Origin of the sequence: Leptobacterium meishanense (assembly GCF_037645805.1) — a bacterium.
Classification (GTDB): domain Bacteria; phylum Bacteroidota; class Bacteroidia; order Flavobacteriales; family Flavobacteriaceae; genus Leptobacterium_A; species Leptobacterium_A meishanense.
Map to the genome: position 1 here is coordinate 38,745 of NZ_JBBEXE010000001.1, position 18,955 is coordinate 57,699.

Consider the following 18,955-nt stretch of genomic DNA (forward strand, 5'->3'; position numbering starts at 1 on the left):
TATTAAAAATCCAAAATTTTTAAAACTTTTCTTTTCCTTAGGTAGGATTGAATAATATATGCCACATCGGGATCATTATTCATTGGAGTAATAATGTTTTTGAGTATTTCAATATTATTTATTTGATAGTTGAGGTTAAAGAAACTGATACCTTTAAAAATACCCTCTTCTATAAGAACGGCACTTCGTTCATCAACTTCTCGTCCTTTATCTATGACAACCACGCTCCGTTGGTCATAACTATATTCTTGAACCACCTTATTTATTCGTTCATTATATAAATCGGGTCCTTCTTCTTCAATACATGCTCCATGGCATTTCTTTATCGTATAATTAAAACAGTTTTTCTTAGCATCAGATAGGCCGTTGAGCTTAGGACATAGTTGATATGTTTCGGTAATACTATACAGTATATTTTTTGCTTCATGTATGGTATTGAAGGCAGTAATATAGTTTTTTGACCGGGTTACTTTATCAATGGCCATTCTGATATATCCATTCTGGTCTTTATAAGAAGTAAGGGTATAATTAAACAATTTTCGTTTTCTGGACCTATTCAGTTCAGGTTGGTTTTGTTTGATCTCTTCATTCTCTTTTAATAAAGCAATTAATTCGCTGCCCGTTTCTTCATATGTTACTGCAACCACTTCTTTCTGTATCCGTAATGCTTTCCGGTTAGTACTCGTGAAATGTTGATTGACTCTTTTCCTGATATTATTGCTTTTGCCAATGTAAATAATCCGGCCTTCTTGTCCATGAATATAGTATATTCCGGTAGTATTAGGTAATGCTTCTACAATATCAAGAAGTTTTGGAGTAATGTTGCCAGCTGCTTCTGATTTTATAGATTTTGTGATAATGGATTTTTTAGAATCTTTTGATAAAAGAAGTTTAAACAACTTTACTGTTGCTTTAGCATCACCATTTGCCCTATGTCGATCACTAATAGGGATTCCCAATGACCTGGCTAGCTTACCAAGGCTATAAGATTCTTTTTCTGGAATGAGTTTTTTGGACAATTCAACCGTACAAAGTGTTTTTTTCTTATATCTATATCCTAACCTTTTGAACTCAGTTCGCAAAATTCTGTAATCAAAAGAAGCATTATGGGCAACAATAATACAGTCTTCAGTAATCTCTACAACACGCTTAGCAATTTCATAAAACTTAGGGGCATTTTTGAGCATGTTATTATTGATACCAGTGAGCTTAACTACAAATTCTTGTATTTCCCGTTCCGGATTTACTAAACTTATGAATTGATCAATGATTTTATGGCCGTTATATTTGTAGATGGCAATTTCTGTAATACCCTCTTCATTATAACGTCCCCCTGTGGTTTCTATGTCGAGAATTGCGTACACTAATTTTGTTGATAATTTAAATAACGGAAATACCTCATTAATAATTCCTTTCTCCAAAGATACTACTTCCTATCCGAACCATGTTACTGCCACATTCTATGGCTAGTTGATAATCATTGCTCATGCCCATAGAAAGTATTTCCATAGATAGGTTGGAAATTGGAGGATAATCAGTTTTTATACGCTCAAAAAGCATTTTTAAATACATGAATTCTTTTTGTATTTGTGCAGTATCAGAAGTAAATGTTGCCATCCCCATTAAGCCCATTACTTTAATGTTTTTTAATTCTTTGAAAGTATCGGATATTAAAATAGCTTTTAGTTCCTCTTCATTCATCCCAAATTTAGTGTCTTCTTCTGCGATATGAACTTGTAATAAGCAATTGATAATACGATTGTGCTTTATTGCTTGTTTATTAATTTCTTTGAGGAGTTTAAAACTGTCCACCCCATGGATCAATGCTACAAAAGGAGCCATGTATTTCACTTTGTTGGTCTGTACATGCCCTATCATATGCCACATTATATCTTTGGGCATTTGTTCCCATTTCCGGGCCATTTCCTGTATTTTGTTTTCTCCAAAAACACGTAGTCCAGCTTCATACGCTTTCATTAGATCAGTAACTGGCTTGGTTTTTGAGACGGCCACCAGTATTACACCTTCAGGCAACGTTGATTTTATAGCGGCAATATTTTCTTTAATATTCATTGTTTGCTAAAATTCATATATAGTGAGCCCACTCCGTAATTTGGGTTCTATATAGGTGCTCTTTGGGGGCATTTGCAACCCTTCATCAGCAATGGTTTTCATCTCTTTTACCGTCACCGGTAAAAGACTAAACCCCACAGCAAACTGCCCTTCATCAATAAGGTCCTTCATTTTGATGACATTGTGTTTTCCTGATCCATATGCAATTTTATTGTCATTTCGCAGGTCTTTTATTCCTAAAATAGGCCCTAAAACTGTTTTATAAAGGATATGTGTATCAAGTTTACTCAATGCATCTGTAAATTCATAAAGTGTCTTACGCAAGTATAAAGAATAAAACTCCCCATCCAGGTACATACCAAAATGATGCTTTTTAGATGGTTTATACAATTGAACACCCCTATTTTCAATCCGGAACCAAGTATCCAAGTGCATTAAGAAGGCTTCTTTTGACAATCCGTTAAGATCCGTTACCATGCGGTTGAACTCGTATATTTTTAAATGTGACTCAGGGATTAAATAGCTCATAAAGAAGTTATAGGGTTCTTCTCCGGTATGACCTGGATTTTGAGTTTTCATATCTTCTGCCAGTAAGTATGAAGATGCTGACCTATGGTGACCATCTGCTATATATAAAGCCCCTATTTTATCAAATATATTTTGTAATTCAGAGATGACGATAGAATTATCAATTTTCCAAAAAGAATGTGTAACCTTATCAGGAGTTGTAAACTCATATTCAGGAGCTTCGCCCATGGTTTTTTGCAAAATGTCTTCCACTTCATTATTATCAGGATAAGTGAGGAGTACGGGTTCTGCATTAAAACCTACAATCTTCAGGTATTCTTTAAACAGCTGTTCCCGAAGTTGAAGTGTGTCCTCATGTTTTTTGATAAGGTTGTTTTTGTAATCTTCAGTGCTTACACCACATAAAATTCCGTAAAAAGTATTGCTTCGAGTTTTTATTTTATAACCATAAAAGGAAGCCAATTCATCTTGTGTTAAAATGGCGTCTTCTTTAAATTCTAAATAACGGTTGCGCACCAATGAAAAACGCTTAGTCCCTTTAATCGTTTTTTGAAATTTATACCCAGGGTTGATAATATGTAGAAAAGAGAAGGGGTTAAAGCGTAATTGTGCTTTTAATTCTTCTTTTGGATAATTTTCATACGATCGAGAAACCACAAAAGGAGCTTTGTCTTTTGTTGGTCGAACAGCTTTATATGGTTGTATTTTAGCCATTATAGATGCTACTTTTCAAATTGAGCAGCTACTTTTTCAGCCTTTTTGCTTTCAGAATAGTCATAAAAACCTTCTCCTGATTTTACACCCCGTTTACCGGCCATCACCATATTAACCAATAATGGGCAAGGAGCATATTTAGGGTTTTTAAATCCATCATGCATAACATTTAAGATGGAAAGGCATACATCTAATCCAATAAAATCTGCTAATTGCAAAGGCCCCATCGGATGCGCCATCCCGAGCTTCATCACGGTATCTATTTCTTGTACGCCAGCTACACCATTGTACAATGTTTCAATAGCTTCGTTTATCATAGGCATGAGTATCCTATTGGCCACAAACCCGGGGTAATCATTCACCTCCACAGGGATTTTATGCAATTTTTCCGAAAGCTGCATCACAGTATTTGTAATTGTGTCTGAAGTATTGTACCCCCGGATGATTTCAACTAATTTCATGATAGGCACGGGATTCATAAAATGCATTCCGATGACCATTTCCGGGCGATTAGTTACTGCAGCAATTTGAGTAATGGAGATAGAAGAGGTATTGGTTGCCAGAATCGTATCGTCAGCACAAAACTCATTTAATTGCTTGAAAATACCAAGTTTTAGATTTAGGTTCTCTGTAGCAGCTTCTACTACAAGCCCTGCATATTCTACACCGTCTTTTAAATCTGTGTACGTTGTAATATTGTCAATCGTATTTTTCTTCACTTCTTCACTGATAACTCCCTTGTTAACCATTCTGTCTAGATTCTTTATAATAGTGGCCATTCCTTTTTCTAAGGCAGTGTTTGAAATATCAATAAGTTGAACTTTAAATCCATGTTGGGCAAAAGTATGGGCAATTCCATTTCCCATAGTTCCGGCCCCTATTACAGCAACGTTTTGTATCATTATCTTTGTTTTTTAAAATGAATCGATTATTTGATGTGCTAATTTCAAAGCAGCAGCAGCTTGATTGAGTGTAACGATAGGCGTGGTATTAGTATTGATAGCATTCGCAAAGCTTTCTAATTCATCCAAAATAGCATTATTAGGTTCTATTTTTGGGTTTTCAAAATAAATCTGTTTTTTCTTGCCTTCTGCATTTTGCAATACCAGTGCAAATTCATCCGGTTTCTTGGGTGCATCTTTCATTTTGACAACTTCTACTTTTTTTTCCAGAAAATCAACGGATATATAAGCGTCTTTTTGGAAGAAACGTGATTTTCGCATGTTTTTTAAGGAGATCCTACTGGCAGTAAGATTTGCTACACAACCATTTTCAAATTCAATGCGCGCATTGGCAATATCAGGAGAATTACTAATGACGGAAACACCACTGGCATTTACATTTTTCACCTCTGAGTGTACTATGCTTAGAATAATGTCCAGATCATGTATCATTAAGTCCAATACTACAGGAACATCAGTACCTCTGGGATTAAACTCTGCAAGCCGGTGCGCTTCAATAAACATAGGATTTTCAACTGTATCTTTCACAGCAACAAATGCCGGATTGAAACGTTCTACGTGGCCTACCTGTCCTTTTACATTATGTTCCTTAGCGAGTCGGATAATTTTTTCTGCTTCAGCTAATGTGTTGGCAATAGGTTTTTCAATAAATACATGCCTTTCTTTTTTGATGGCCTTTTCAGCACAGTCATAATGGGAAAGGGTAGGGGTTACAATGTCAACTACATCAACTGCTTCAATGAGTTCATCAATGGAAGTGAAAGAATGGTATTTAAATTCTTTGCCAATTTTTTGTGCATTTTTTTCATCAGGATCATAAAAACCAACCAGTTCATATTTTTCAGATTGTTGTAACAACCGCAAATGAATCTTTCCTAAGTGGCCGGCGCCCAATACTCCTATTTTTAACATGAATGCAATGTTTTGAGCAAAAATAAGATTCTTTCATAGATTTAGCTATTATGATGTATAGTTTTTGATGAATTATGCCAACCATGCAATTGTTTGTATTATTTCAGGAATGCGTATTTTTATACGCTTTAATGTATATCTATTTTGAAAGATACTTATAAACATAAGGGAATGCGAAATCAGCTGGCGGAAATAGTTGCCGCTAAAGGCATTACTGATGAACGAATTATTGCAGCCATCCGTAAAATACCAAGACATCTTTTTATGGACAGTAGTTTCGAAGAACATGCATATAAGGATAAAGCGTTCCCAATTGCCGCAAACCAAACTATATCACAACCTTATACAGTAGCTTATCAAACAGAATTACTGGAAGTTAAAAAAAATGATAAAATATTAGAAATAGGCACCGGTAGTGGCTACCAAACAGCTGTTTTATTGGAATTAGGGGCAAAGGTGTTTTCTATAGAGCGTCAAAAAGAGCTGTTTAAGCGAACCAGCTTGTTTTTACCTAAATTGGGCTATAAAACCAAACGTTTAATCTTTGGGGACGGATATAAAGGTTTGCCGGAGGAAGCCCCCTTTGATGGGATCATTGTAACTGCCGGAGCACCGCAAGTGCCTAAAGCATTATTATCGCAATTGGCAATAGGCGGAAGGTTGGTAATTCCAATAGGGAAAGCTTCGCAAGTAATGACACTTTATATCCGGAAATCAGAAAAGGAGTTTGAGAAAAAAGAATTTGGTGATTTTCGGTTTGTGCCACTTTTGGAAGACAAAAATTAAGTCAAAAAAATGAAAAGTAGATTTTTGATTACTAAAAGAGGTCTAAAAATTTTAAACCAAAAATAAGACCATCTTGTAAAAAACCATTTTGATAGGAGCGCATGTAATCAAGTCTTAAAAATCGGAATTTTCCCCAACCAAGATTATCTATTCCTATAGCAAATTCACTATAAGGTTTGTTGTTAGATGTAGTCAACACATGAACTCCGGCAATGAGATTAAAATTCAACTGATTTATCAAGGGTAATTTTCCAAGAACATAGCCTTTAAAGTCATGCTCTATGTGTCCCTCAAAATACGAATCGTTAGTGCTAAGGGCGTAGTATGGCAATAAATTGAAATTATTAAGATAATTGCGAGTGCTACCTACATTGGTTTCATTACCATTAAAATGTTGAAAATCAATAAAAGACAGTTCGTCTGTATTCAAGAAACTTCCTGCTTTTAGTTTATAGCTGAATGTTCCTTTATTGGCAATATTGAAATTGTGGCTTATTCTGGCACGTATTTGTGAGAAGTTAAGTTTTTGTTCACTAGCTCCGAAACCTCCTTCGTAGGTTAGGTATAAAGTTGGATAATTACTTGGAAGGTTGTATTTAGCGTCTGGATAATCCAAATAATTTTGTTTAAAACGTATGCGGCCTGTAATGGATGTTTTAAAGATATGATGTGATTCAAATGCCGGAGAATCAAAATCGTTTGGCAAAAGTGGATTGTTGGAGGTAAACCTATCTTGGGTTATGGTATTAAACAACGGATTTCTTTTTTCATAGCCCAATGAAGTATAGAGTCGAAAACCATTGAAAAGTTCATTAGCAAAGTCGAGTTGTATATAGTTTTTTTCAAAAACTTTCATGAAATTACGCTCAAGAACGAGTGTCCGGATGGAGTTGACAGTTTGAGGGATAGGTTCTGATTCGTTGAATTGGGCAACTTTACCCCCACCTGAAAGGCTAATAATAGGCCTCGAAAAGTTGTTGAATTTATAGGAAACGGCTCCACTCACCCTGAAACGTTCATCCGAAAAACCATAATTAAAATGAGTGTCTATATTTAACCAACGCCCTTTCTCCTCGTAGCTTTTAAAGAACGAAATCCCGGCAGTTGAATGCCACCCTTGAACACTGTTGTACTGCGTTGCAAAAAGAGGGGGCTCAACCCTAACATTCCAGTTTTTATGAGAATTCTTGTAAGTATAACCAAACAACAAATTAGTTAATGAAAATCCGTTGTTTTTTTTATCAATAGAATCTAAATATTGTTTTGATTTCCTGATAATCTGGACACTATCTTTTTTTACATAATCATCTATTTCTTCAATGGTCAAGGGTATCGGACGTATTTTATTCCAGAAATCATCTCCTTTTTTATTTGCTTCTTTCTCAAAGGAAACAAGTGCTCTGGTAAATACAGCATCATCAATAGAGTCAAAACTATAATTGCTGTATGCAGCAGTAAAGCTTCCATTTCCTTCGATACCAAAAAAACCGAATTCAATGTTGAATACCTGTGATATGAGCAACCAAGAATCAATTGTTTCCGAATAGGTATAGTTTTGCTTAAAAGCGATGGTTTCAATAACAGGAATTTGGACTTGCTGCCCTGTAAGTTTAAATTCAACCCCGTATAAAGCCCATTGGTCTTCCACAATGTATAAAAAACCTTCACCAACACGATCTTTTGATCGCTTTGGAGCCACTCTTATTTTGTTGATTAAATTATTTCGATCATCATAAAAAGTACCTTCTAATTGATATGTGTAATAATTAAAAGCATAATCAGCAATCGGGGAAATGAGCTCAGTATTAAAATTAATAGTGTTCTGATAAAAGCTGAAATTGACATCGGAAGCACTGTTAAAACTAAAACCATTATCATTTCCGCTTAGCTTAGAGGCAATAATTTTTTCTTTTAAAGGGAAAGGCTTTTTGTAGGTTAGTTTTGATTTTGTTTCCGACAAGTATATAATACCACTTCTTGTAGAATCAAGGCCACCACCAAAGTCGCCCAAGTCCTGTCCTAGTATTTTTTCGGGAGCGTTTTTTAAACGGTAAATCCCTTTAGAATAAAAATCAGCAGTGTACTGATTTAGCTTGTCGAGATTCTCTTTTCGTTTAGCAATAACTTTCCGCATAATTTCATTAGCAGGATTTTCATTAGCAGAGAGCACAACTTCGTTTAATGAGATAGTTTCAGGGATCAACACTGCATTTAACACAAAAGGAAACTTTTTTATGGTCATTTCTTTAATGAGTGTCTCAAAACCCAAATATTGAAAAACAATATGATAAGAACCTTCTTTGTTGATATTCAGTTCATATTGACCCGAATCGTTTGTAGTTGTCCCTGTGGAAGTGTTTTTAAGATAAATGTTTACGTAAGGGAGTGGGTTGTTTTTTTCGTCTGTAACAATGCCTGTAACCTGCGCGGAAGTTTTAATAGAAAGACATCCGGTTAAGAGTATAAAAAGCAGATAACGTATCAAAGTATAAAGGAGGTGTTATAAGCCTGAAAGATAGTGGTTTTTATGCTTAGCATTTCTTAGATGATTGTTAATTATACGCTCTTTTTATCCGGTCTAAATTTCTCTTGGTGTCACGGTCTTTAATAGTTTGCCGTTTATCATATAATTTTTTGCCTTTGGCAAGTGCTATTTCCAATTTAGCATACCCTTTTTCATTGATAAACATTTTTAACGGAACAATTGTTAGTCCGACATTTTTAACTTCTTTATATAGTTTTTTGAGTTCTTTTTTATTAAGTAATAATTTGCGTTCACTTTTTGGTTTATGATTGAATTGATTCCCGTGGGCGTATTCTTCAATGTTCATATTAATAACAAACAGTTCCCCACTATCATTAAACTCACAAAAGCTTTCGGCAATAGAAGCCTTTCCTAAGCGTATGGATTTTATCTCCGTACCGGTCAGTACAATACCAGCTACGTATTTATCTAAAATCTCATATTCAAAGCGGGCACGTTTGTTTTGTATATTTATCTTTTTCTGCATATGGAAAGCAAAAGTAAGAACTATTCTGCAATAAATAATTTGAATATATCTTATGACTATTTTATGATGTTATATGATAGTGAAATGATATTTTTGCGACAGATATATTAAAACGAGTACCTATGAAACAATTAAAAATACTCTTTATTCTTCTAGTTATAGTTGTAGCTTGTAAAAAAGAACCTAAAAAACCTATCATAACTGCTCAGGAAGTAGTAGATAAAGCTATTGAGATAGCGGGAGCTAATAAATTTGACAAAAAAGAAATCCGGTTTGATTTTAGAGACAGGACATATGTTTCTTCAAGAAACAAATGGAAATATCAATATGAGCGGTTTAAAACGGATTCATTAGGGAATGTAACACATGACATCTTGAGCAATGAAGGATTTACGCGTTATATAAATGATACCCTTGCCACCGTTGCAGATACAATGGCTATACGGTACAGTAATTCAGTGAATTCAGTGCATTATTTTGCTTATTTACCATACGGATTGAACGACAAAGCAGTCAATAAGGAACTTCTGGGAGAAGTGACCATTAAGGATGAAAAGTATTATAAAGTTAAAGTCACTTTTGATCAGGAAGGCGGAGGCGAAGATTTCGAAGATGTATATGTGTATTGGTTTAATAAAGAAACATTCAAACCGGACTATCTAGCCTATGAATTCCATACGGGAGATGGAGGGCATCGTTTTAGAGAGGCCTACAAGGAACGTTATGTGAATGAAATCCGCTTTGTAGATTATGATAATTACAAACCACAGAATAAGAATGTTTCTGTTTATGAATTAGATAGTTTGTTTAGTGCAAATAAGTTGGAGTTATTATCAAAAATTGAACTAAAAAACATCAGCGTATCACCTCTTGATACCTTGAATTAATCTATTTTAAGTACAGTGCTTGTAACATGTGAATTGATAATAGTAATGATATACAGGCTTGCATTATCAGCATCGTCCATTTGAGGATATTTTTCTGCCCCAAGTAACTTGTTTGCCAACATAGGGGTCGTATTGCTATGGCCTACTATTAACACAGTTTTGCCCATAGTATCTTTCTTGAGACCATTAACATCAATTGTTCTTGGGTCATAAACAAGTACATCCATATTATTTTTTACTGCAGTTGGCGCAGCAGTTTGTCTGGTGCGCTTATAGTCAGTTGTATAAATACGGTCAAATACCACATCCTCAAACACAGAAGCCCATTTTAAAGCTCTGGCCATTCCCTCTTGGTTCAGTACAGGATCACGATTTTCCGGATTGCTCCTGTCTTTTTCGGCATGCCGAATTAAATAAAAAGTACTGACTTCATTACTGTTTTTTTGAGAATACGTATTAAAAGAGCCTAAAATCAAAGTCATTAAGGTTAATAAAAAATAATTTTTCATAATGGTTTTTTATAATGTTTCTAATGCAATTTGTATCATTTCAATAAAAGTAGTTTCCCGTTCCTCCGGAGTTGTATGTTCTTTGGAAACGAGACTATCAGAAATAGTTAAAATAGCGAGTGCTTGTACCCCATGTTTTGCAGCAATTGTATAGAGCCCTGCAGTTTCCATTTCAACACATAGCACACCATATTCAGCCCATTTTTTATAATAATTCGGATCATCCTGATAGAAAGTATCACTTGTCAACACATTTCCTGCTTTTATAGGGATGTTTTTATTTTCAGCTACTTGAACCGCTTTTTTAAAGAGTTTGAAATCAGCTGTAGGAGCATAATCTTCTCCTTTAAACGTAAGCTGATTGATACTACTGTTTGTAGAAGCAGCCATTGCGATGACAATATCCCGGATATTAACATATTCTTGGTAAGCACCTGCGCTACCAACCCGGATGAGTTTTTTGACATCGTATTGATTGATTAACTCGTTTACATAAATAGCAATAGACGGAACCCCCATACCAGTGCCTTGAACAGATATAGGCTTACCTTTATAGGTTCCTGTATAGCCTAGCATGCCTCTTAAATCATTGTACAATACAACATCTTCCAGAAAGTTTTCTGCAATCCATTTCGCCCGCATAGGATCACCGGGCAATAAAATATTTTCTGCAATTGCTCCTTTTTTTGCTTCAATATGAATACTCATTGGTTATATTTTTTCTTCATTAATAATGGCTACTCCACTCGACGTTCCTATGCGGGAGGCTCCTGCTTCTATAAACCTTATAGCATCTTTTCGGGTCTTGATTCCTCCGGAAGCTTTTATTTTAGCTTGATTATTAACTGCTTTTTTCATTAACAGGACATCATCAATAGTGGCACCTCCTGTACCGAACCCGGTAGATGTTTTTACAAAATCTGCACCGCCATCAACAGCCAACTTGCACGCGATTTCCTTTTCAGGATCATTGAGATAACAATTTTCAATAATGACCTTAAGTGTATAATTTCCTATAATGTCCTTCATGAAAGCAATCTCTTGTAGAACAGCATGGTTGTTCCCTGATTTTAAATAACCAATATTAATAACCATGTCAATTTCACTTGCTCCGTCTTCTATGGCTCTTTCTGCTTCATAAATTTTAGCTTTTTGTTCCATCGCCCCTAAAGGAAAACCTACTACTGAGCATATAGAAATATACGTATCCGACAAAAGGCTTCTGGCTGTAGAAACATAACAGCTATTTATACATACAGCATGAAATAGATACTGTTTAGCCTCAGTACATAACAAAGCTATATCATCATTTGATGTAGTTGCATTTAAATTCGTATGCTCTATATAGGATTTTAAGTTCAAATACTTACATTTTTAATTTTATTGAAAATCTTATAAAAACCGATAAAAAGAAAGGTTTGATCGATGAAATACATAAAAAACAACAAAAACTCCTAATCATTTTATTTGACTATTTGTTTGATGTAAGTTAAAAAATGACTAATTTAGCTAATAGTTTAACTTTAAAATATATTACCCCCAAATTAGTAAAAATATTGGTTAGATTAATTTTTATTTACCCCAAGAATAAAAATCATGAAAAACAACCTACTGATAAGTAACTTTTTTTGGATTCCCTTCATTTTTGTTATAGGACTTAGTTCTCAAAAAGGGAAAGCACAAACATTGGAGAAACCGTTATTAGGATTTGTTTATGCATGTCCAAGTAATGGTTTTAATAGTTTTAATGCGATCATAAGTTATGATCTTATCTTTAATTCTGATAATGAATTTATTGTAGAGCTTTCCGGACCTGAAGGGAGTTTTGATACTCCTACTATTTTGAAAACAATAACCGATCAAAATTTTTCATTTGAATTTGAAACTAATTTCTCATTCCCAACAGCTGTTGCAGGAGAAAATTACAAAATACGGATACGATCAACGTCCCCGGAACAGATAAGCCCTGAAAGTAATATTTTCCATGCATTTTTTGTTCCAGATACCAATCTTATATTGAACAATTATGAGGACATTGTTGCGTGCGGAGCAACAACAGCTACATTATCGCTAAATGTGGACATAGCTGCTTCATACTTATGGTTTAAAAATGGATTCTTTTATAAAGAAGGAGGAAGCAGTATAGAAGTAGATACATCAGGGGAATATTATGTAACCCCTTATTTTGGGGATTGCACCGGAAAAATTAATTCAAATATTGTAATAGTTGATTTTGGAGAAGAAATTATTGCTCAGATACAAGGAGGGGATATTGCGGAAGCTTGTCCTGGAGAAACACATACTTTTATAGCTGCTCCAGACAATGAATTTTATAACTATCAATGGTATAAAGATGGTGTATTGCTAGAAAATTTACCGGAATACACTCCACAATTAGGTGTTGCTGTTAGTGATGCAACTTATGGAAATTATAAAGTGGTGATAATAAGTAGTTCAGGGTGCGAAACAACCTCTAATACGATCACGCTCAAGGCACCTGATGTGAATGATACTGTTGAAGCAGCATCTCCAACAGAAAATATTTTAATTGGAAATGAACCATTGACACTTCAAGTAACAACCTCAATAACTAATCCGCAAGTAATGTGGTATAAAGATGGGGCACTCATTTCAAATGAGACAGGTTTAACTATACAGGTTAACGAGCCCGGTGAATATATTGCAAAAATAGCTGTTGCAGGAGCCTGTGTAGAAACTATTAATTCTTCCTTATTTAAAATAGAAGCTCCTACATCTTTTGCAGTATCAATAAATCATGCAGACACTTATGAGGCATGCAGTAATACATCTTCAACTTTGCAACTAACTTCATTAGTGGCTATAAGCCCCAACTTTGAAGTAGTATTAGAAGAAAATAGCTATAATCAATTTTCTTTTGAGTGGTTTTTAGATCAAGAAGCTGTTGGATCAACTTCTACCACACATGTTATTGAGGATTATAATCAAAATGGAAGCTACCAATTGCAAGCAACTTATAAAAATGTTAACTATACATCTAATACTCTTCAGGTATCCTTGGGGCTTCCGCAAGTTTCACTAAATACCAATGCGGTTGTTTTATGCCAAAATGGAGATACCATAATTCTTGAAGCATCACATTATGAAGAAGTGTCGTATGTTTGGTATAAAGACAACATCAATATAGGCACAACCCTTGAGAACAGTGTTGAGATAAATGAACCCGGAATATATCATGTGGAAGTAATTAAGGATAATTGTGTTACCAAATCTGATGAATTTGCAATAACATTATTTGATGAGAATGCTATTACTGTTTCCCCTTCAGATGTAATAACAATAACTAAAGGAGGCTCACAAGTCATTACAGCTTCGGGAGCAACCTCGTATCGATGGCAAAATGAGGAAGGGTTAACGTTGTCCTCTTCAGGGACCTTTGCAGTTTCTGAAGAAGGGGTTTACACTTTAATTGCTACAGAAGGTACTTGTGAAGTAATTAAAACTATAACAGTTACAGAAGTTGAAGTTGTTATGATACCAAACATCATAAGCCCTAACCAAGATAATATAAATGATCTATGGGTACTTCCGCCTCAATTTACTAATGATCCTGAAGTAGAGGTACTCATATATGACACTTATGGTTCGTTGGTATTGAGAACAAGGTCTTACCAAAATAATTGGCCGGAATCCTCTTCTATAGGAGAAGCTGAAGCTTCAATTTATTACTACTTCATCCAAAAAAATGATACATTGCTAGAAAAAGGATCGCTGACAGTTGTAAATAGATAATATTTTTGATTTTTTTGTTGAATGAAGAGGTGCAGACTTTTATTAGTGTTTTGTTTCCTGTTGACAGGAATATGTTTGACTGCACAACGCGGGATCCTCCCAATTGATTTACGGCAGCACAATCTTGTAAAATATAATACTAACCTATACAATCCTGCATTATCATTCACCAATCACGAAGCTATGAGTTTAAGTGTTTGGGGAAGGGTTCAATGGGTAAATGTGGACGATTCCCCTAAAACATACTTAATTAATTATCACGGGAAGGTTGGCGACTATTCAGGCTTTGGGTTGGCACTGTTTCAACACAATATAGGGTTGTTTACAGATTCGGGGGGTATAGTAAATTATTCGAGGGGCATTCAATTGAGTAGAAATGCGTGGCTCACATTTGGTGTAAACGTATTTGCATACAAGCAATCACTTAATCAGGCAAGCCTAATAACACCAACACCTGATCCGTCCTTTTTACAAGGAGATGAGGACTTTATTATAGCTGTTATGCCAGGGATCAACCTAACTGTTGGAAGTTTTGATATGGGCTTTTCTTCAGAAAATCTGTTTGATTATAATTTAACAGATTCTGAACAGCACACGAGTTATGACGACAAAATATTCCTGGGCCATATTAGTTATAGTTTCACCTTGGAAAATAACAATGAAATGACAATCCGGCCAACAGCATATGGAAAATCGATCCCATACCAAGACTTTCAATATGGAGGGAATATTTTGTTAGATGTGCCCGCATACGGATGGCTACATGCAGGCTATAATAACTTTTATGGCATCTCCGGAGGGGTAGGTGTGAAAGTAACTGAAGGGGTGTCGGTTGGTTTTGTATACGAATCAGGCACCGATTCATCAAGCAGGGTTTTTGGAGACACGTATGAGGCAATGGCAACTATAGAGTTTGCCAAGAGAGAAAGACCCCACAGAGAACAAAGAACAAGAACCAACAAAGTTCGCAATACACCAAAAAGAAACCAATCAAAAGAGATTGAAGAACAAAAGCCAGCGATAGAAAAAGATATTGAGAGAGATACTATAGCCCGGGAAAAAGTGGAGAAAGAAATTATAGAAACAAAACCGAAAACAGCGGATGTAACTAAAAAAGAAAACCTGCCAAATGACAAACTTTTTGATGAATCCAATCCTCGTTATAAAACAGTAGAACAGATAGAAGGAGAACAACGAGGGTTTTATCTTGTGGCAAATGTTTTTTCTCAAAAGAAATATTTCGAGGCTTTTGTGAAGGGCTTGAAGAATAGGGGGTTGAACCCTGAATACTTTTTTAACAATGAAAACAGTTATTATTATGTCTACCTAAAGAAGTATGACAAACTTTCTGAAGCTGAACATGATAAAAACAATGATTTCAATGGACTTTATAATGGGGAAATGTGGATTTTATGGGTTCGGTATGATTAGCCAGAGTTATCTTTTCAACTCTTTGATAATCACCTGATCAACGTGATTCATACCTTCTTTTAAATAAGCGGGGTTGTTCATAACAGTTGCCATAAAAACACTACCACAAATAAGGCTGTATAACTTTTTTGAAGTATCGTAAGGGTTGATAAAAGGGTTGATTTCATTTTTTGATTTTCCTTCTACAATACTATCCGCTATGATAGCTAGGATCTTTTCAATAGCAGTTTGGACTTCCGAAAGCAATCCTTCATACCGTCCATACGCATCCATTCCAACACTTAGAATAGGACAACCTCCAAGTTCTTTTACATGACTATTATAGAAGCGATAAAAATTAGTCAGTACAAATAGTTTTTGAATAGCGGAATCGGTAGTGTTTATTTGTGTATGGATTTTACCGATCAATACATCAACACTATATTTAAAGCATTGCAATGCCAAATCTTCTTTATTTTTAAAATTACCATAAATGGCTCCTTTCGTTAAATCGGTGGCCTCTGTGAGATCACTTAAACTTGTCCCTGCGTATCCTTTTTTAGTAAAGATCGGCGCAACCGTTTTAATGATATAATGGGTTGTTTTTGTTGCTTTTGAAGCCATAGTTATAAGAATAATAACAATAAAGATAGTAAAAGACCATTTGGTATAAAAAAAGCAACCATATTTTGGCTGCTTTCTATGTATATTTAAAGGAGTTTATTTTTCAACCAAATCATCATGATTTCTAAAGACTAGTTGGTCATCGAAAGCATCCAGTAATATAATACTATCCGTAGTGATCTTTCCACCTAAAATTTCTTTGGATAACTGATTAAGTACATCTTTTTGTATCACTCGTTTTACAGGGCGTGCGCCATATTGAGGGTCAAAACCCTTTTGAGCCAAGTATTCAATAGCTTCTTCTGTAGCATCAAGGGTAATGTGCTGTTTGGCAACCATTTTAATAACATTTTTCAATTGTAATCGTACAATTTCTTTAATGTCAGCAGTGTTTAACGGCGTAAACATTACAATGTCATCAATACGGTTTAAAAACTCAGGTCGTACAGACTGTTTTAACAGCCCTAATACTTCAGTTTTTGCAGCCTCAGTTGCGCTGTAGATATCCTGTATCGCTTCAAATTTTTCCTGAATAATATGGCTTCCTATATTACTCGTCATAATAATAATAGTGTTTTTGAAATCTGCCAACCTCCCTTTGTTATCAGTTAACCGGCCTTCATCCAATACCTGTAATAGGATATTAAAGGTATCAGGATGTGCTTTTTCAATCTCATCGAGCAATACGACAGAATACGGTTTTCTTCGTACCGCTTCTGTAAGTTGCCCACCTTCATCGTAGCCGACATATCCGGGAGGTGCACCCACTAACCGGCTTACTGAATGCCGTTCCTGGTATTCACTCATGTCAATGCGTGTCATAGCATTTTCATCATCAAATAAATATTCGGCCAATGCTTTTGCCAACTCAGTCTTTCCAACACCGGTAGTTCCCAGAAAGAGGAAAGAACCGATAGGCCTTTTTGAGTCTTGTAACCCGGCTCGGCTTCTTCGTATAGCATCGGAAACAGCCTGTATGGCTTCTTCCTGCCCTACAACACGTTTGTGCAGCTCCTCTTCAAGGTGCAATAGTTTTTCCCGTTCGCTTTGTAGCATTTTTGTAACTGGGATCCCGGTCCATTTTGCCACGACTTCTGCAATATCTTCACTAGTCACCTCTTCTTTTATAAGTGAAGTGTTTCCTTGCTGTTCTTGTAGCTGTTTTTGAAAGGTTTCTAGTTGCTCTTGAGCCTCTTTAATTTTTCCATAGCGTAATTCGGCTACTTTTCCATAGTCACCATCACGTTCCGCACGGTCAGCCTCAATTTTATAATTTTCAATGTCTTCTTTTGTACTTTGAATGTTGTCTACTACTTCCTTTTCACTTTGCCATTTAGCGAAAATTTCGTTGCGCTCTTCTTTAAGGTTTGCGAGATCGGCATTTAACGCCTTTAATTTTGTTTCATCTTTTTCCCTTTTTATGGCTTCAATTTCAATTTCTAACTGCATGATTTTCCTATCCAACACATCCAACTCTTCCGGTTTGGAATTAATTTCCATACGTAATTTAGAAGAGGCCTCATCCATTAAGTCAATTGCTTTATCTGGTAAAAACCGGTTGGTGATGTATCGCTGCGATAGCTCTACAGCAGCAATGATGGCATCATCTTTAATGCGTACCTTATGATGGGTTTCGTATTTTTCTTTGATACCCCGAAGAATGGAGATAGCACTTTCGGTATCGGGCTCATTAACAGTTACCTTTTGAAACCGTCTTTCCAGTGCTTTATCTTTTTCAAAATACTTCTGGTACTCATCCAAAGTAGTAGCACCAATAGCTCTTAATTCACCTCTTGCCAATGCAGGCTTTAAGATATTTGCTGCATCCATGGCACCTTCGCCACCACCGGCCCCTACAAGGGTGTGGATTTCATCAATAAAAAGTACAATGTCTCCATCAGAAGCGGTTACTTCTTTGATGACGGCTTTCAAACGTTCTTCAAATTCGCCTTTATACTTGGCGCCGGCAATAAGTGCCCCCATGTCAAGTGCAAAAATTTGCTTGTCTTTTAGGTTTTCAGGAACATCGCCTTGGATAATACGGTGTGCCAACCCTTCTGCGATGGCTGTTTTACCCGTGCCGGGTTCACCAACCAGAATGGGATTGTTTTTAGTTCTTCGCGATAAGATTTGAAGGATTCTCCTAATCTCCTCATCACGGCCAATTACCGGGTCTAATTTTCCGTCGTTGGCTAGTTGGTTCAAGTTCTTGGCATACTTATTTAGCGAGTTATAGGTTTCTTCAGCACTTGCAGAGGTAACACGGTCACCTTTACGAAGTTCTGCAATAGCACTTTGCAGCCCTTTTTCAGTAACGCCCTGATCTTTTAAGATTTGGGCAATCTTGCTTTTAGATTTAAAAACAGCTAAGATCAAATGTTCAATAGCAACAAATTCGTCATTCATTTTTTTAGCAATGATGCTTGCTTCATTTAATGTGGAGGCCGCTTCTCTAGAAAGTATCAAATCTCCCCCCGATACTTTTGGAAAACTTTCGAGTGTACTGTCCAACACCTGTTTGAGTAGGGAGACATTACTGTTTAATTTTTTCAATAGAAAGGGGAGTACGTTGTCATCAACTTCAACAATAGCTTTGAAGATGTGTTCGTTCTCAATTTGCTGATGGCCATATTCCTGGGCAAGTTGCTGTGCTTGTTGTATGACCTCTTGTGATTTTATAGTGAAATTATTTAAGTTCATATATTTTTAATTTTCAGTTCTTTTTCTGAATTTTAGTCAATAGTTGTTCCAATCAGAAAAAGCTGACA

General features: G+C 35.7%; 16 protein-coding genes. 4 read left to right on the plus strand and 12 right to left on the minus strand.

Features of this window, described 5'->3' with window-relative positions:
• Positions 1–2: 2 nt before the first annotated feature.
• The 5 genes from WBG21_RS00210 to WBG21_RS00230 are packed head-to-tail and all read right to left on the minus strand — an operon-like array spanning position 3 to position 5,189.
• Positions 3–1,364: an exonuclease domain-containing protein gene (locus tag WBG21_RS00210; RefSeq protein WP_340074239.1), complete on the minus strand. Its 1,362-nt coding sequence runs from the start codon at positions 1,362–1,364 to the stop codon at positions 3–5.
• A 37-nt stretch (positions 1,365–1,401) separates the two neighbouring features.
• On the minus strand, positions 1,402–2,073 hold the full coding sequence (locus WBG21_RS00215) for a YggS family pyridoxal phosphate-dependent enzyme (protein ID WP_340073550.1): 672 nt from the start codon (positions 2,071–2,073) through the stop codon (positions 1,402–1,404).
• A 6-nt stretch (positions 2,074–2,079) separates the two neighbouring features.
• Positions 2,080–3,315, minus strand: coding sequence for a DUF1015 domain-containing protein (locus WBG21_RS00220; RefSeq protein WP_340073552.1), 1,236 nt, complete (start codon positions 3,313–3,315; stop codon positions 2,080–2,082).
• 8 nt (positions 3,316–3,323) lie between these two features.
• Positions 3,324–4,214 carry a 3-hydroxyacyl-CoA dehydrogenase family protein gene (locus WBG21_RS00225; RefSeq protein ID WP_340074241.1) on the minus strand — a complete coding sequence of 297 codons (891 nt, stop codon included), beginning with the start codon at positions 4,212–4,214 and terminating at the stop codon, positions 3,324–3,326.
• Between the two features lie 15 nt (positions 4,215–4,229).
• Positions 4,230–5,189 (minus strand): Gfo/Idh/MocA family protein, encoded by a 960-nt coding sequence (locus tag WBG21_RS00230; protein WP_340073554.1) that lies wholly within the window; start codon positions 5,187–5,189, stop codon positions 4,230–4,232.
• Positions 5,190–5,333: 144 nt separating this feature from the next.
• Between WBG21_RS00230 and WBG21_RS00235 the strand changes: the two genes are divergently transcribed.
• On the plus strand, positions 5,334–5,975 hold the full coding sequence (locus WBG21_RS00235; RefSeq protein ID WP_340073556.1) for a protein-L-isoaspartate(D-aspartate) O-methyltransferase: 642 nt from the start codon (positions 5,334–5,336) through the stop codon (positions 5,973–5,975).
• 31 nt (positions 5,976–6,006) lie between these two features.
• On the opposite strand, the gene WBG21_RS00240 is transcribed toward WBG21_RS00235, so the two are convergent.
• Both WBG21_RS00240 and smpB read right to left on the minus strand, forming a co-directional pair.
• The gene (locus WBG21_RS00240; protein WP_340073559.1) at positions 6,007–8,460 is read right to left on the minus strand and encodes a DUF5686 and carboxypeptidase regulatory-like domain-containing protein; all 2,454 of its coding nucleotides are present in this window, start codon (positions 8,458–8,460) and stop codon (positions 6,007–6,009) included.
• A gap of 67 nt (positions 8,461–8,527) precedes the next feature.
• Positions 8,528–8,986, minus strand: coding sequence for an SsrA-binding protein SmpB (gene smpB, locus WBG21_RS00245; RefSeq protein WP_340073561.1), 459 nt, complete (start codon positions 8,984–8,986; stop codon positions 8,528–8,530).
• A gap of 122 nt (positions 8,987–9,108) precedes the next feature.
• Here smpB and WBG21_RS00250 point away from each other — a divergent pair, with 122 nt between their 5' ends.
• Positions 9,109–9,873 carry a DUF6503 family protein gene (locus WBG21_RS00250; protein WP_340073563.1) on the plus strand — a complete coding sequence of 255 codons (765 nt, stop codon included), beginning with the start codon at positions 9,109–9,111 and terminating at the stop codon, positions 9,871–9,873.
• On the opposite strand, the gene WBG21_RS00255 is transcribed toward WBG21_RS00250, so the two are convergent.
• Genes WBG21_RS00255 through deoC form a run of 3 tightly spaced genes read right to left on the minus strand, consistent with a single transcriptional unit; the run spans position 9,870 to position 11,744 of the window.
• Positions 9,870–10,382: a phosphoglycerate mutase family protein gene (locus tag WBG21_RS00255; protein ID WP_340073565.1), complete on the minus strand. Its 513-nt coding sequence runs from the start codon at positions 10,380–10,382 to the stop codon at positions 9,870–9,872. The genes WBG21_RS00250 and WBG21_RS00255 overlap by 4 nt on opposite strands.
• Positions 10,383–10,391: 9 nt before the next feature.
• Positions 10,392–11,090, minus strand: a complete 699-nt coding sequence (gene deoD, locus WBG21_RS00260) for a purine-nucleoside phosphorylase (protein ID WP_340073567.1) — start codon at positions 11,088–11,090, stop codon at positions 10,392–10,394.
• A gap of 3 nt (positions 11,091–11,093) precedes the next feature.
• Positions 11,094–11,744, minus strand: a complete 651-nt coding sequence (gene deoC / locus WBG21_RS00265; RefSeq protein ID WP_340073570.1) for a deoxyribose-phosphate aldolase — start codon at positions 11,742–11,744, stop codon at positions 11,094–11,096.
• A gap of 234 nt (positions 11,745–11,978) precedes the next feature.
• Between deoC and WBG21_RS00270 the strand changes: the two genes are divergently transcribed.
• On the plus strand, positions 11,979–14,153 hold the full coding sequence (locus tag WBG21_RS00270; protein WP_340073572.1) for a T9SS type B sorting domain-containing protein: 2,175 nt from the start codon (positions 11,979–11,981) through the stop codon (positions 14,151–14,153).
• 21 nt (positions 14,154–14,174) lie between these two features.
• Positions 14,175–15,584: a PorP/SprF family type IX secretion system membrane protein gene (locus WBG21_RS00275; RefSeq protein ID WP_340073574.1), complete on the plus strand. Its 1,410-nt coding sequence runs from the start codon at positions 14,175–14,177 to the stop codon at positions 15,582–15,584.
• 6 nt (positions 15,585–15,590) lie between these two features.
• On the opposite strand, the gene WBG21_RS00280 is transcribed toward WBG21_RS00275, so the two are convergent.
• Together WBG21_RS00280 and clpB are read right to left on the minus strand one after the other, a co-directional pair.
• A complete protein-coding gene (locus WBG21_RS00280) occupies positions 15,591–16,187 on the minus strand; it encodes a TetR/AcrR family transcriptional regulator (protein WP_340073576.1) in 597 nt (198 codons plus the stop codon).
• A gap of 96 nt (positions 16,188–16,283) precedes the next feature.
• On the minus strand, positions 16,284–18,887 hold the full coding sequence (clpB, locus tag WBG21_RS00285) for an ATP-dependent chaperone ClpB (protein ID WP_340073579.1): 2,604 nt from the start codon (positions 18,885–18,887) through the stop codon (positions 16,284–16,286).
• Between the last annotated feature and the right edge of the window lie 68 nt (positions 18,888–18,955).